The 12,772-nt window shown below is 65.9% G+C and carries 12 protein-coding genes; 10 read left to right on the forward strand and 2 right to left on the reverse strand.

The genetic code is table 11. From position 1 onward, the window contains the following. The first annotated feature begins 2 nt into the window (after positions 1–2). The 3 genes from ACFZCE_RS18505 (at position 3) to ACFZCE_RS18515 (ending at position 1,999) form a co-directional block, all read left to right on the forward strand. Complete coding sequence (locus ACFZCE_RS18505; RefSeq protein ID WP_390941620.1) at positions 3–608, forward strand: GDSL-type esterase/lipase family protein; 606 nt, start codon at positions 3–5, stop codon at positions 606–608. A 56-nt stretch (positions 609–664) separates the two neighbouring features. After that, a complete protein-coding gene (locus tag ACFZCE_RS18510) occupies positions 665–955 on the forward strand; it encodes a hypothetical protein (RefSeq protein ID WP_390941622.1) in 291 nt (96 codons plus the stop codon). Positions 956–1,042: 87 nt separating this feature from the next. Beyond that, on the forward strand, positions 1,043–1,999 hold the full coding sequence (locus ACFZCE_RS18515; RefSeq protein WP_390941624.1) for a L,D-transpeptidase family protein: 957 nt from the start codon (positions 1,043–1,045) through the stop codon (positions 1,997–1,999). A 127-nt stretch (positions 2,000–2,126) separates the two neighbouring features. Here ACFZCE_RS18515 and ACFZCE_RS18520 read toward each other — a convergent pair whose 3' ends face one another. Beyond that, a complete protein-coding gene (locus ACFZCE_RS18520; RefSeq protein WP_390941626.1) occupies positions 2,127–2,378 on the reverse strand; it encodes an Lpp/OprI family alanine-zipper lipoprotein in 252 nt (83 codons plus the stop codon). A gap of 438 nt (positions 2,379–2,816) precedes the next feature. Between ACFZCE_RS18520 and ACFZCE_RS18525 the strand changes: the two genes are divergently transcribed. Further along, positions 2,817–3,107, forward strand: coding sequence for a GNAT family N-acetyltransferase (locus ACFZCE_RS18525; protein WP_390941628.1), 291 nt, complete (start codon positions 2,817–2,819; stop codon positions 3,105–3,107). Between the two features lie 61 nt (positions 3,108–3,168). Here ACFZCE_RS18525 and ACFZCE_RS18530 read toward each other — a convergent pair whose 3' ends face one another. Beyond that, positions 3,169–4,245: a 3-deoxy-7-phosphoheptulonate synthase gene (locus ACFZCE_RS18530; protein ID WP_390941630.1), complete on the reverse strand. Its 1,077-nt coding sequence runs from the start codon at positions 4,243–4,245 to the stop codon at positions 3,169–3,171. A 259-nt stretch (positions 4,246–4,504) separates the two neighbouring features. On the opposite strand from ACFZCE_RS18530, the gene ACFZCE_RS18535 reads away from it, so the two are divergent. The 6 genes from ACFZCE_RS18535 (at position 4,505) to ACFZCE_RS18560 (ending at position 12,758) form a co-directional block, all read left to right on the forward strand. Continuing rightward, positions 4,505–4,999, forward strand: coding sequence for a universal stress protein (locus ACFZCE_RS18535; protein WP_390941632.1), 495 nt, complete (start codon positions 4,505–4,507; stop codon positions 4,997–4,999). 127 nt (positions 5,000–5,126) lie between these two features. Further along, complete coding sequence (cysB, locus tag ACFZCE_RS18540) at positions 5,127–6,101, forward strand: HTH-type transcriptional regulator CysB (RefSeq protein ID WP_390941634.1); 975 nt, start codon at positions 5,127–5,129, stop codon at positions 6,099–6,101. A 13-nt stretch (positions 6,102–6,114) separates the two neighbouring features. Then, positions 6,115–6,390: a DUF5629 family protein gene (locus ACFZCE_RS18545; RefSeq protein ID WP_390941636.1), complete on the forward strand. Its 276-nt coding sequence runs from the start codon at positions 6,115–6,117 to the stop codon at positions 6,388–6,390. A 74-nt stretch (positions 6,391–6,464) separates the two neighbouring features. Further along, positions 6,465–7,643 (forward strand): beta-propeller fold lactonase family protein, encoded by a 1,179-nt coding sequence (locus tag ACFZCE_RS18550; RefSeq protein ID WP_390941638.1) that lies wholly within the window; start codon positions 6,465–6,467, stop codon positions 7,641–7,643. 101 nt (positions 7,644–7,744) lie between these two features. Next, positions 7,745–7,924 carry a hypothetical protein gene (locus ACFZCE_RS18555; protein WP_390941640.1) on the forward strand — a complete coding sequence of 60 codons (180 nt, stop codon included), beginning with the start codon at positions 7,745–7,747 and terminating at the stop codon, positions 7,922–7,924. A gap of 82 nt (positions 7,925–8,006) precedes the next feature. Next, positions 8,007–12,758, forward strand: coding sequence for a dermonecrotic toxin domain-containing protein (locus tag ACFZCE_RS18560; protein ID WP_390941642.1), 4,752 nt, complete (start codon positions 8,007–8,009; stop codon positions 12,756–12,758). The last annotated feature ends 14 nt before the right edge of the window (positions 12,759–12,772 follow it).

Here is a 12,772-nt window from a genome sequence, read left to right on the forward strand (position 1 = left end):
CGATGCGTGTATGGAAGGTGGTGGCCGCGCTGTGGCTGATGGCGCTGGCGCAAGGGGCGGCGGCCGGAACGGTGCTGATCCTGGGGGATAGTATCAGCGCCGGTTTCGGGCTGGATACCTCCAAGGGCTGGGTTGCCCTGTTGCAACAGCGCCTGGCCGGGCAGGGCGGTAAGGATGCGGTGGTCAACGCGTCGATCACCGGCGACACCAGCGCCAATGCCCAGGCGCGGCTGCCGGCGCTGCTTGCGCAGCATAAGCCGGCACTGGTGGTGCTCGAGCTGGGTGGCAACGATGGCCTGCGTGGGCAGCCTCCCGCGCAATTGCAACAAAACCTTGCACAGATGATCGACGCCTCCCGCGCCGCCGGCGCCAAGGTGCTGTTGCTGGGCATGCGCCTGCCACCCAACTACGGTGCCCGCTATACCCAGGCTTTCGCCCAGGTGTACGCCAACCTGGCGCAGAGCAAACAGGTGCCCTGGGTGCCGTTCATGCTCGAGGGCGTGGGCGGGGTGCCCGAGCTGATGCAGGCCGATGGCATCCACCCGAACCAGGGCGCTCAGGGGCGTTTGCTCGAGAACGTCTGGCCGGCCCTGCAACCGCTGCTTTGAGGCTTTTCTCCCGGCGGGCTTTCGGCTAAGGTTGCGCCCCCCGCCTGGAGCCCCCGATGCCACGACCCGCCTGGTCCCTGCACCAATACCAATTGATCGAGCCTGATGAGCAGTTGGACCTGTTCGCCTGCCAGGAGGTGCGCGTGCACCTGGCCGCCCGCCAGCTGGAACTGGCCGGGTCGGTCGACCGCACGCTGTGCGGCGGCCTGCTGCCGGCGCAGCCGCAGTGGTACCGGGTCGAGAAGGGGATTTTCCGCGATACCCGCCTGTGCCCGCTGTGCCGGGCCATCCTGCTGGCCCAGCGCAAGGGCACGCGGCCCGTCTGGCCGGGCCTGGAAACCCAGTAACCGGCGGGTTCTTCACTCGTTTTGTGCCCGCGGGCGAGTGTACAATCGTCTATTCGTTTTCCAGTTACCCTCGCGAAGGATGTTCGGATGTTGCCGCGTTTGCCCGCCGTTAGCCGTTGCCTGCCTTTGGTCGCCCTGTTCGTGGCGGGCTCGGCCTCAGCGTTGGAGTTGCCCCTGCCACCGCCTGGTGAAGACATCGTCGGCCAGGTGCAGACCATCAAGGCCCGCTACGAAGACACCTTCGCCGACCTCGGCGTGAAGTACGACCTGGGCTACCTCGAGATGGTCGCCGCCAACCCGGGCGTGGACGCCTGGCTGCCCAAGGCCGGCACCGAGATCGTGCTGCCGACACGGTTCATCCTGCCACCGGGCCCGCGCGAGGGCATCGTGATCAACCTCGCCGAGTACCGCCTCTACTATTACCCCAAGGGCGGCAACACCGTGCGCACCTACCCGCTGGGCATCGGCCGTGAAGGCTGGGGCTCGCCGGTGGCTAACGGCAAGGTCACCGCCAAGGTGCCCAACCCCACCTGGACGCCGCCGGCGTCGGTGCGCGCCGAGCACGCCGCGGACGGCGAAATCCTGCCCAAGGTGGTCCCGGCCGGGCCCGACAACCCACTTGGCCCGTTCAAGTTCGTGCTGAGCCTGCCGGGTTACCTGATCCACGGCTCGAACATGAAGTTCGGCATCGGCACCCGTACCAGCCACGGCTGTTTCCGCATGTACAACGACGACGTGCTCGAGCTCTCCGGCGTGGTGCCGGTGGGCACGCCGGTGCGGATCATCGACCAGCCGTACAAGTTCGGCATCAGTGGCGGCAAGCTGTACCTCGAGGCGCACACCCCGCTCGACGCGCAGGGCGACCCGTCCAACGAAGACAAGCACGCGGCGGTGATCAACGCGTTGATCAACCGCAAGGATTTGTCCGGGCATGTGGCGGTGAATTGGGACACGGTGCGTGGGGTGATCAGCGGCGAGGATGGCTTGCCGGTGGAAATTGGCGTGCCGGATGGAACGATGGTGAGCAGCCAGGGTGGGCAGTAGTAGGCGCCTGGGCGCGCGCTAGCCGGAGTGCCGGCCCTGCTGCGCCCAGGTAAGCCTTAAAGGGTATGGGCAATAAAAAAGCCGGGCCACGAAAGTGGCCCGGCTTTTTTGCCAGTAAGCCGAAGGCTTACTTGCGCGAAGCTTTTTCGAGCATGCGCAGGGCGCGCTCGTTGGCTTCGTCAGCGGTTTGCTGGGCTTTCTGGGCAGCAGCCAGAGCTTCGTCAGCTTTGCGGTAGGCTTCGTCGGCACGAGCCTGGGCGCGAGCGGAAGCGTCTTCGGTGGCAGTCAGGCGAGCTTCGGTTTCTTTGGAAGCGCTGCTGCAGCCGGTAGCCAGAACGGCGGCCAGACCCAGAGCAGAAACGGTCAAGAATTTGTTCATCGTGTTCCCCTTCAAGGACTTTCTAGTTTAAGTAGCCATCTCTCGGAAGGGAGACGATGGCCGGCGTACATAGTACCCATTACTTGTAGTAAGTAAACTGACGCAATGCAAGAAGCCGTAAAAATTTGCACGGCGCAGGTTGGTGTACGCCGCGGTTCAGGCACTGTTCAGATTTTTCCCAGTACCCTGCCAAGGTGCCCGGCGTTACGGGGTGTGAGGGGCAAGTTGCGGGGTTCGGCTGCAACTTCCTGAAACTAAAAGTGACTTGAATGGTCATGTGGCGTCTTAACATTCGCGTGTTGCCCGGCAGTTCCGGCTGCTCCCTGAACGCAGGGGCGAGTACCACGGTCAAAGGCTCCAGGGGAGGGGCGGCGGTTCCCACCCTGTCGAAACGGCGGTATGGTAGGGGTCTTACTACAAGACCCGCGAGGAGTTGCAATGAGCGAGGCGTTTGCTATCCATCACGACGAGAACGGTCACCAGTTCGAGACCCTCGTGGACGGCCATCGTGCCTACCTGACCTACATGGACCTGGGTAAGCAAACGCTGGATATCTACCGCACCTTCGTGCCCAATGCCCTGCGCGGCCGTGGCATCGCCGCAGCGCTGGCGGCTACCGCGCTGGAGTACGCCGACCGCATGGGCTACACGGTCATCCCTTCGTGCTCTTATGTCGAGCGCTACATGGAGCGCCACCCGCAGCGCGGGCAGATGGCCAAGCCGCTATAGGCTATAAACAGCGGGCACAAAAAAGCCGGGGTATGCCCCGGCTTTTTTATGGCGGTAGCCTTCAGAAGCGCTTGCGCCCCGGCAGTACCGGCTTGAGCTTCTCATGCATCGCCAGCAGGGTGCGCTCGGTGGTGTCCCAGTCGATGCAGGCGTCGGTGATCGACACCCCGTATTGCAGGTCGCAGAGGTTTTTCGGGATGCTCTGGGCGCCCCAGTTCAGGTGGCTCTCGACCATCAGGCCGATGATCGAGTTATTGCCCTCGAGGATCTGGTTGGCGACGTTCTCCATCACCAGCGGCTGCAGGGCAGGGTCTTTGTTGGAGTTGGCGTGGCTGCAGTCGATCATGATGTTGGCGCGCACCTTGGCCTTGGCCAGGTCTTGTTCGCACAGCGCCACGCTGACCGAGTCATAGTTGGGCTTGCCGTTGCCGCCGCGCAGTACCACGTGGCCGTAGGCGTTGCCCTTGGTGGTGACGATCGACACGCCGCCCTGCTGGTTGATGCCGAGGAAACGGTGCGGGCTGGACACCGACTGCAGCGCGTTGATCGCCACCGCCAGGCCGCCGTCGGTACCGTTCTTGAAGCCTACCGCCGACGACAGCCCCGAGGCCATTTCGCGGTGGGTTTGCGATTCGGTGGTGCGCGCGCCGATCGCCGACCAGCTGATCAGGTCTTGCAGGTACTGCGGGGAGATCGGGTCCAGTGCCTCGGTGGCGGTGGGCAGGCCTTTTTCCGCGAGGTCGAGCAGCAACTGGCGGCCGATGTGCAGGCCGTCCTGGATCTTGAACGAGTCGTCGAGGTACGGGTCGTTGATCAGGCCTTTCCAGCCCACGGTGGTGCGCGGTTTTTCGAAGTACACGCGCATCACCAGGTAAAGGGTGTCTTGCACTTTTTCAGCCAGCACCTTCAGGCGCTCGGCATACTCGTGGGCGGCCTTCACGTCGTGGATCGAGCAGGGGCCGATGACCACGAACAGGCGAGGGTCGGTGCCGTCGAGGATGTTGCGAACCGTTTCGCGACCACGGGTCACGGTGCGCAGGGCCGCTTCGGTCAGGGGGATGTCCTGCTTCAGTTGCTCCGGGGTGATCAGGGTTTCGTTGGAGGCAACGTTGAGGTCGTTGATCGGTAGGTCGGCCATCAGGGTACTCTTCGGTTCGGGCGGTCACGGGCAGTGCCGACCTCAGCGGGCCGGGCAAGAGCCGAACCTTATCGCGTTAGCCCCTCCAGCGGCAATGCCCGGCAGCCGGCTGGCAGGCATTTGCCACGCAGTTTGGTCGGGCCGATGCAACTTGTTCGCGGGCGTTCGGTCTGCTTGCGCCGCCCAGGCCCGGCGGCGCGCCCACCACCTGCTAAGCTCAGTGAGTTGCCACCGCGGTGTGGGTGGCTGGGGAGGGCAGATGATCCGGTCGATGCTGTATGCCACGGATTTGGGGGTTTACGCGCCATACGTGCTGCAGCACGCGCTGGCGCTGGCGCGTAGCTTCAAGGCCGAATTGCACGTGGTGCACGCGGTCGAGCCGATGGGCCCGTTCGGTGAATCACTGCTGCGCAACTGCCTCGACGAAGGCACCCTGCACAACCTGCGCCAGCGCCAGGTGCGCGACGTGCTCGCCACCCTCGAGCAGCGGCTGGTGCAAGACCTGCGCGAAGACCTCGCCGACAGCGGCCACGACCTGGCCCTGATCCGCGCCGTGCGGGTGCTGCAAGGCGAGGCCGCGCAGGTGATTCTCGACCAGGCGCGGCGCCTGGCGGTCGACCTGGTGGTGATGGGCAGCCGCTGCGCCAGCGGCGACCAGGCCCCGGCGCTGGGCAGCACCGCCAGCCGGGTGCTGCAACTGGCCCATGCGCCGGTCTACCTGGTGCCGCGCCCGCAGGTTGAGTTAGCACATTGAAATAATTGCAAAACAGTTCTAGATTCTTCCTCGGACTATCAAATATAGTTATAAAACTTTTCGGGCCGCACCTGGCCTCGCCAAGGCCGTGGGTGGCCAGGGCGCCTTCCTGTCCTGAGGGATCTACATGAAGCTTCAACAACTGCGCTACATCTGGGAAGTCGCCCATCACGACCTGAACGTGTCAGCCACCGCGCAGAGCCTCTACACCTCGCAGCCCGGCATCAGCAAGCAGATCCGCCTGCTCGAGGACGAACTCGGCGTTGAGGTGTTCGCCCGCAGCGGCAAGCACCTGACCCGCGTGACCCCGGCTGGCGAGCGGATCATCAACACCGCCGGGGAAATCCTGCGCAAGGTCGAGAGCATCAAGCAGATCGCCCAGGAATTCTCCAACGAGAAAAAAGGCACGCTGTCGATCGCCACCACCCACACCCAGGCGCGCTATGCGCTGCCGCCGGTGATCAGCGCGTTCATCAAACAGTACCCGGAAGTGGCCCTGCACATGCACCAGGGCTCGCCGATGCAGATCGGCGAAATGGCCGCCGACGGCACCGTCGACTTCGCCATCGCCACCGAGGCGCTGGAGCTGTTCGGCGACCTGATCATGATGCCGTGCTACCGCTGGAACCGAACCGTGGTGGTGCCCCAGGGCCACCCGCTGACCAAGGTCGGCAAGCTCACCCTCGAAGCGCTGGCCGAGCACCCGATCGTCACCTACGTGTTCGGCTTCACCGGCCGCTCCAAGCTCGACGAAGCCTTCCAGCAAAAGGGCCTGGCGCCCAAGGTGGTGTTCACCGCCGCCGACGCCGACGTGATCAAAACCTATGTGCGCCTGGGCCTGGGCGTGGGCATCGTCGCGCACATGGCGGTAGACCCAAAGCTCGACAGCGACCTGGTGGTGATCGACGCCGACCACCTGTTCGAAGCCAGCATCACCAAGATCGGCTTCCGCCGCGGTACTTTCTTGCGCGGCTTCATGTGCGACTTCATCGAGCGCTTCGCCCCGCACCTGACCCGCGAAGTGATGGCCAAGGCGATCGCCTGCCACAACAAGCAAGAGCTCGAGGCGCTGTTCGAAGGCGTCGAGCTGCCGTCCCACTGACCAGGCACCGTTGATGACCGATCTCTACCAGGCCCTGCAACGGGCCGACATGCTGCTGATAGACGGCCTGCATGCGTTCGACTTCAGCCTCGATGAACAGCACGGGCTGAGCATCGAGTGCATGGATGGCCGTGAACTCAAACGCTGGCACTTTGTCCCAGATTCGATTCGTCACGCGCGTTACGAGGCGGATCTCGGGCAATGGTTGCTTGATGGCGAGAGTGGATCCCACCGGCTAATCTGCATGGACGCTGTCAGCGGCGCCGAAGAAGAAGACGAACTGGCCTAGGCCGCAGCTTCCTTTTTACCTGCCTGGGGTTTTGCTTCCGACGCGCATCATCGGCTCTATCAAGGATGTGCATCATGTTGCGAGCGCTCATGTCTACGATGCTGACGGCGGGCCTAGGGTTGGCCGCCGCCCCCTCTTACGCGGCCGGCAGCGGCTATGACCTGCTGGTCGGTACCTACACCGCTGGCAGCAGCGAAGGGATCTACCGCTACCGTTTCAACGCCTCTACCGGGCAGATCGAGGCCAAGCCGCTGCAGGTGGTGCAGGCCGAGAACCCCTCGTGGCTGGCGGTCAACCACCGGCAAACGCGGCTGTTCGTGGCCAACGAAAACGGCCCCGGGCAAAAAGACACCGTGGGCAAGGTCAGCAGCTACGCCATCGGCGCAGACGGCACGCTGAGTTTCATCAGCGAGCAGCCCACCGACGGCGATGAGCCCACCCACGTCAGCCTGAGTACCGACGGTGACTTCGTGTTCGTCTCGAACTACGCCGTGCACCCGGAGGGCAACGCCAGCCTGGTGGTGCTGGCGGTGGATGACGCCGGCAACCTGGGCAAGGTCGAGCAGCAGTTCAAGCACAGCGCCAGCCACGTCGATGCCGAGCGCCAGGCCAGCAGCCACGTGCACTCGGTGGTGTCGTCGCCGAACCGCAGCCACTATGTGTACGCCAGCGACCTAGGCGCCGACCGGGTGTTCATCTACCAGTTCACCCCGTCGAACGAGCACTACCCGCTGAACCCGGCGGCGCCACGCTCGGTGGTGTTGCCGCCCGGCAGTGGCCCGCGCCATTTGCTGTTCAACAAAAGCGGCAAGCAGGCCTACCTGACCCTCGAGATGAGCGCCCAGCTGGCGGTGTTCGACTACCGTGCCGGCAACCTGGTGCGCAAGCAACTGCTTAACCTCGCTGAGGGCAGTGGGCCGGTGGCCGGGGCGGCGGGGGCGCTGCACTTCTCCGACGACGGCAAGTTCCTGTACGTGAGCAACCGCGGCACGGTCAACCAAATGGTGGTGTACGCGGTAAACCCCGAAGACGGCTCGCTCAAGGCGCTGCAACGGCGCTCGGTCGACGGTGATCACCCACGGGAGTTCATCATCGACCCCAGTGGGCGCTTCTTGCTGGTGGCTGATCAGAAAAGCAACGCCATTGTGGTGATCCAGCGTGACCCGAAAACCGGCCTGCTCGGGCGCACGGTGCAAAGCTTCAAACAAGACGCGCCCTCGGCGCTCAGGTTCCTCACCCTGAATGACCATTAACCGCATCGATAGCTTCTAATGGCGCAATGAATTTCTGCTGGCTGGCCGTGGGGCGTAAGTTTGATTCCACAGCCACTTGAACTCCCACGGAGCCAGCCATCATGAATTTCAACCTGTTCTCGATCATCGCCGCCTCTGCCGTATCCGCCACCGTTGCCCTGCCGGCCCACGCTGCCAGCGCAGCCACTTCGGCGAATGCCCCGACCCAAAGCTACACCCAGCAATACCTGCAAAAAAGCGCCAACTTCTATGCCGCGCTGGACCACAAAGCCCAGCAGTGAGCCGCGCCAGGCGGCGGTTATGTAGTACCGCCGCGCTCGCTGGCCTGGCTAGGGTGCGTTCCTTTCACACAAGGAACCTCCCATGCCGAGCACTCCCGACCTACCCTTTTTTGATCCCACCGCGTTGCAGGCGGCTTTCGATGAAAGCATCACCGCGCGCTTCTCCGCTGAAGAGCAGGCGCTGCTACGGCAGGCGACCCAGGCTGACTACAGCACCTTCGGCTATCGCCTCGATACCTTGGCCTATGGCCCCGGCCACCTGACTGCGCCAAGCCTGGCCGGGGCGCTGTTGATCAGCCATCCGGAGCAGCCCCAGCTTTACCTCGCTACCCCTGTGCGCGGTGTTGAGCGTTTTGAATCGAGAGCGGCCGCGGTCGATGAACTGCGTGCCCGCGCCGGCGTGCAGGTGATCGAGGCCACGCTGATCGACCGCTCGCCGTTCGAGGCCCAGGGGCGTGCCTACCAGCGCGCTCGGGTCGCGCGGCTGAACTACACCGCCGGGCTGCTTGCCGGGCTGCCGAGCCTGGCCGGCCCGGCCGCGGCCAATACCCTCGAGGCACGGCTGCAAGCGTTGATCCATTGGTGGACCACCCTCGAAGGGGTGTTCTCCCGCTTGCAGTGGGTCAGCCAGGCCTACACCGATGGCTTGTACCAAGCCCTGCTGGAGGCCCGCCATCGCCCCGGACTGGAGCCACCGACGGCCCACGCTGGGCTGGTGGCGATGCTCACGGGCGGCGCGGTCAGAGCGTGTACGCTGGCCTATGCCGCGCAAGGCGATAACTACGGGGTGGCTGGCGGGCTGATGTGGGAAGGGGATTGGCCCGGCTGCTGGCTGTATTTGCCAGGTGGTGGAGTGCAATGGTTTACCTCCGCGGGTGACGCCCGCGCTGAGCTGGTGGAGAACAACCAGGTGGCCGCGGGCCTCACCCAAGCCGGTTTGCGCCTATGGTTGGCCGACCCGGCGCGGCAGTTGTCATGGTTGCCGGTGGCCGAGGACGGCCAGGCGGTGGCGGTGGGGCATATTCTCCAGGTGCAGGCGGGCAATGCCCGGGCAGCGCTCACGCCGTTGCCCGAGCCGGTACAAGCGCAAGACATTGCCCGCTTCGATACCGCCCTGGACATCCGCGCCCAGGTCGACCCTTTGCTCGCCGCCGTCGACCCTTCCAACCGCTGGACCGGGATGTTCACCCATGAGCAGCCTGCGCCCTTCAGCGCCAGCCAGGTGCCGGCCACACCGTTCGAAATGGTCGAGCGGCTGATTTTGCTGCGTGCCTGGCGCCTCGGCCTGGCCGTGGCGCAGCCTGGCGCGGCGCTGCTGGGCGAGCGTTTGCTCAGGCCCTGGCTCGGGCTATACGGTACAGCGGTGCACGCCCAGGCGATTACCGTGGCGCAGCCCGACGCCCAGGCGGGGCCACCTCGCCCCCTGACGGAGCTGTTGCTCGAGCGCGCCAGCGGGGTGACCCCGGGCCCGTTCCCGGCGCAGGCACGCTTAGCCGAAGAAGCCGCCGCGCTGGCGCCAGGCCTGAGCCTGGCGGTGCTCGACGGAGTGCTCGATGATGTGGCCGGGCAGTTTTTTGAGCGTTACCAGGCCACGCTCAAGCACATCTTCGAGCACGGGCAGCCTGTTAACCTACGCTGGCTGGCCACGCCAGCGATGATGAACGATACCCTGGAAAACCTACTGCGCATCGAGCTGGCGCTGGCCCGGCGCCACAGCGTTGTGCCCGAACCGACCCTGGCGCTGCTGGGCACCGCTTTGCAGGCTGAAGCCTCGGTGCACGCATACGGGCTGGATATACAGGGCGACCCCAACCATCCCACGCTGCGCCTGCGCTCGCTAGTGGTGCTCTGCCCGGCGCCGGCCGAAGCGCCCAGCACCGAACCGCTGGGGCCGGTATTGTTCTGGTCGGCCGCGGGCGGTTTGCGCCAGTTCGAGCACTTGGCCGCGCTGTGCCAAAGCCTGGAGCACGCCCTGAACAGCCGGGATTTTTCCGCGCCATGGTTTGCCGACTTGTCCGCCATCAACCAGCAGCAGCTCAAGCATTTTGCCGCAAACCCTGAAGGCCAGGGGTACAGTGTGCTGCCCTGGCGGCTTGAGGGTGGCCTGTTGCAGCCGCTCAACCACAGCCTTTACGCCTTTCGCCAGCATGAATGGGGTGCCGTACTGGCACGCGCCGGCCATGAGCGCTACGCTGGGGCCCTGCTCGCCGCCTTGCTGGACTTGGTCGCTACGCTTGACCCGCTTGGTGAAGGCATCTCGCGCCTGAGCGAAGCCTGGCGCAGCGAGCAGGCGGCCGAGCTGTTGCCGCAATGGTGGCTGGCCGCCGAGGTGCCGGATCGCCAGGCGTTTCTTGATTTTCTCACCGATTGCGGCCAGGCGGCCGGGCCCACTCAGGACTACCTCGAAGGCTTGCCCACGCTGGAAGCCTTCGCCCGCCAGCAGGTGCACAGTGCGCTGCTGCTCAGCGGCATCGACCTCGACCCCGACGCCATCATCGTGCTCAGCCGCAGCTATGTGCCGGCCCCGGTCGCCTTGGGTAGCCTGCCCTCGGCGATTCCCGCCGCGGTGACGGCCCAGCAGGCCAGCCTGAGCGTGTGGGCGTTGCAACACAGCAGCCGTTTCGGTGAAACCCTGAGCCTGCAACACCGCGACGGCGCGCCGCTGCCCGAGGCTTTGACGCCGGTGTTCGTGCGCAACCTGGCCCGCGAGCTGGACTGCGGCGCGCGCTACCAGCATCTGCTCGAACAGGAACTGGGCGGGGCCGGCGCCCTGCGGCACACGCGCCGCGCGCGCTTCTACCAGCAGATGGCCCGGCAAATGCTGGTGGCCGCCTGGGCCCAGAAAATGGGCGGCAGCCTGGACCCGCAAGCCTTCGATTGGGTCGAGCGGGTGGCCCGGCTGCCAGACAGCGTGGCGCGCGAAGACGCCGGCCTGGGTGATGTGGTGTTCGCGCGGCTGGCCCTGACACCCCGCGCCGGCGATACGCCAGACGACGCCCCGGGCATCTACCTGATCGGGCACCCGCGCCAGCCCGGGCCGGTGCTGTTGTTCTGCCTCTATACCACTGAGCTGGCGTTTCGCCGGTTTGCCGATTTTGCCGCGCTGGCCACCGCCATTCACCATGAGCCAGGGCTGCAGGCGCTGGTGTTGCAGCGGCTGGCGCCGGAGCGGCGGGCAATCTACGAGAACGACGGTTTCGAACATCCCCACGTGCATTGGCGCATCCAGGAGGAGCTGTTCCCGGCCTTGGAAGCCGCCACCACCACGCCGGTGCGCATTGGCTTTTTGCCGGTCACCGGCAACACTCTGGGCCAGCTCTACGACGACAACCTCAGGCTGCTCAAGGCCATGGCCGCCGCGCAAAGCTCCACCACCGAGGAGGCCCGCTGGCGTGACCTGCGCTACCTGCTCACGCTGGGCCTGGAGCAGGGCTCAATGTTCTTGCCGATGCCGTTCGCCCTGGTGATCGGCGCCTGGCAGAGCGAGCGCCTGGCCGCCGATGCCCTGGCCGCGCTGCGCGACCAGCACTGGGGCCAGGCGCTGTCGGAGCTTACCGCGGCGATGGCCGGGTTGATGCCAGTGCGCACGGCCCATGAATCCACACCGGCGCTGAAGCCCAACCCCGCGAGCATCTGGGAGTACGGCGCGCTGCCTCCCGCCATGGCCCGGCGGCTGAGCGCGTTCGAAGTGGCGGATGTGGTGTTGGCGGGCCTGAGCAAAGAGCAAGCCCTGGGCCTTTACCGCGAACATGATCGTTACTATGCCAGCGTCGAAGGCAAAGTGTTCATCGTCAAGGCTGTGCAAGGCCGCTGGCGCATCGTCGATGCCGGCGGGCGCAGTGGCCCTTGGCTGCGCCAGGGTGAGCACGGCCGCTGGCACCTTGACCTCGGCGGCCTGCGCGGCGGCATGGAGGCCGCAGAGGCGGGCGAGCCGGGGGCGGTACGGCCGGCTGAGTTGGGCGTGTTCGAGGCGCAGTTCGATGTTCGCTACCAGGGCTTTGCGCAGATCAACGCCGCCAACCCCAGCCAGGGCCAGGCCATCCGCGAGGGCCTGGCCCTGGCGCGGCAGTACATGGAGGGCGCCCTGCAAAGCTTGCCAGCGGCCGGCCCACTGCCGGCCCACGCCGAAGCCGCGCTGGTGGGTACCTTCGGCCCCGATGCCCAGGGGCCAGAGCTGGTCGCCGCCCTGCGCGGCCGCATCGACGCGCTGTACCAGGATGCCAGCAGCGCGTCGCTGGGCGCCGAGGACTCCGAGCGCTGGGTGGCGGGGGTGAACAAGGCGCAAGCAGAGCCGGTGACCTCGTTCGTGGTGCCGGGCGACCCGCTGCGGCGGTTGTACCTCACCGAGGAGTTCTTCGCCGACAGCCCCTTCATCAGCGAGGTGAACGCTGCCGCCCGGCACAGCGGCTTCAGCGTGGGCCGCCACCACCGCGCCGCGGTGCTCACCCATGAACTGGCGCACCTGAACGGCGACGCGGTCGACGTGGTGTACCTCGAGAGCAACTCGCCGTTCGAAGACTTTCTGTTCAGCCCACGCCCGGCCGGGCTCGACCGGCGCCTGCAGGCCCTGCGCGGCGCGCTGAGCTACAACACCCCGCGCGAACACCTGTTCAAGCACTATGACTACGGCCACTGGTACGAATGGTCGGTCGACAACGTGCCCGATGAAACCCCGGCGCGGGTGCTGGCGCTTACCGGCGCGCAAAGCGTCGCCGAGGCCCGCGACCTGTTCTATGCCGACCCGGCCAAACGCCGCGAGGTGATCCTCAGCAACGCCGACTCCCTGGCCTGGCTGATCCTCTGCCTCGGCCGCCAGGCCGCGCCCGGCGGTTAACGCGGCGCCGCCGG

Source organism: Pseudomonas sp. NPDC007930, from assembly GCF_042958985.1.
Classification (GTDB): Bacteria; Pseudomonadota; Gammaproteobacteria; order Pseudomonadales; family Pseudomonadaceae; genus Aquipseudomonas.

What these genes read in the sequence shown, in the direction of transcription:
- ACFZCE_RS18505 (WP_390941620.1), top strand. Translation starts at nt 3, where the DNA reads ATGCGTGTATGGAAGGTGGTGGCCGCGCTGTGGCTGATGGCGCTGGCG.
- ACFZCE_RS18510 (WP_390941622.1), top strand. Translation starts at nt 665, where the DNA reads ATGCCACGACCCGCCTGGTCCCTGCACCAATACCAATTGATCGAGCCT.
- ACFZCE_RS18515 (WP_390941624.1), top strand. Translation starts at nt 1,043, where the DNA reads ATGTTGCCGCGTTTGCCCGCCGTTAGCCGTTGCCTGCCTTTGGTCGCC.
- ACFZCE_RS18520 (WP_390941626.1), bottom strand. Translation starts at nt 2,378, where the DNA reads ATGAACAAATTCTTGACCGTTTCTGCTCTGGGTCTGGCCGCCGTTCTG.
- ACFZCE_RS18525 (WP_390941628.1), top strand. Translation starts at nt 2,817, where the DNA reads ATGAGCGAGGCGTTTGCTATCCATCACGACGAGAACGGTCACCAGTTC.
- ACFZCE_RS18530 (WP_390941630.1), bottom strand. Translation starts at nt 4,245, where the DNA reads ATGGCCGACCTACCGATCAACGACCTCAACGTTGCCTCCAACGAAACC.
- ACFZCE_RS18535 (WP_390941632.1), top strand. Translation starts at nt 4,505, where the DNA reads ATGATCCGGTCGATGCTGTATGCCACGGATTTGGGGGTTTACGCGCCA.
- cysB (WP_390941634.1), top strand. Translation starts at nt 5,127, where the DNA reads ATGAAGCTTCAACAACTGCGCTACATCTGGGAAGTCGCCCATCACGAC.
- ACFZCE_RS18545 (WP_390941636.1), top strand. Translation starts at nt 6,115, where the DNA reads ATGACCGATCTCTACCAGGCCCTGCAACGGGCCGACATGCTGCTGATA.
- ACFZCE_RS18550 (WP_390941638.1), top strand. Translation starts at nt 6,465, where the DNA reads ATGTTGCGAGCGCTCATGTCTACGATGCTGACGGCGGGCCTAGGGTTG.
- ACFZCE_RS18555 (WP_390941640.1), top strand. Translation starts at nt 7,745, where the DNA reads ATGAATTTCAACCTGTTCTCGATCATCGCCGCCTCTGCCGTATCCGCC.
- ACFZCE_RS18560 (WP_390941642.1), top strand. Translation starts at nt 8,007, where the DNA reads ATGCCGAGCACTCCCGACCTACCCTTTTTTGATCCCACCGCGTTGCAG.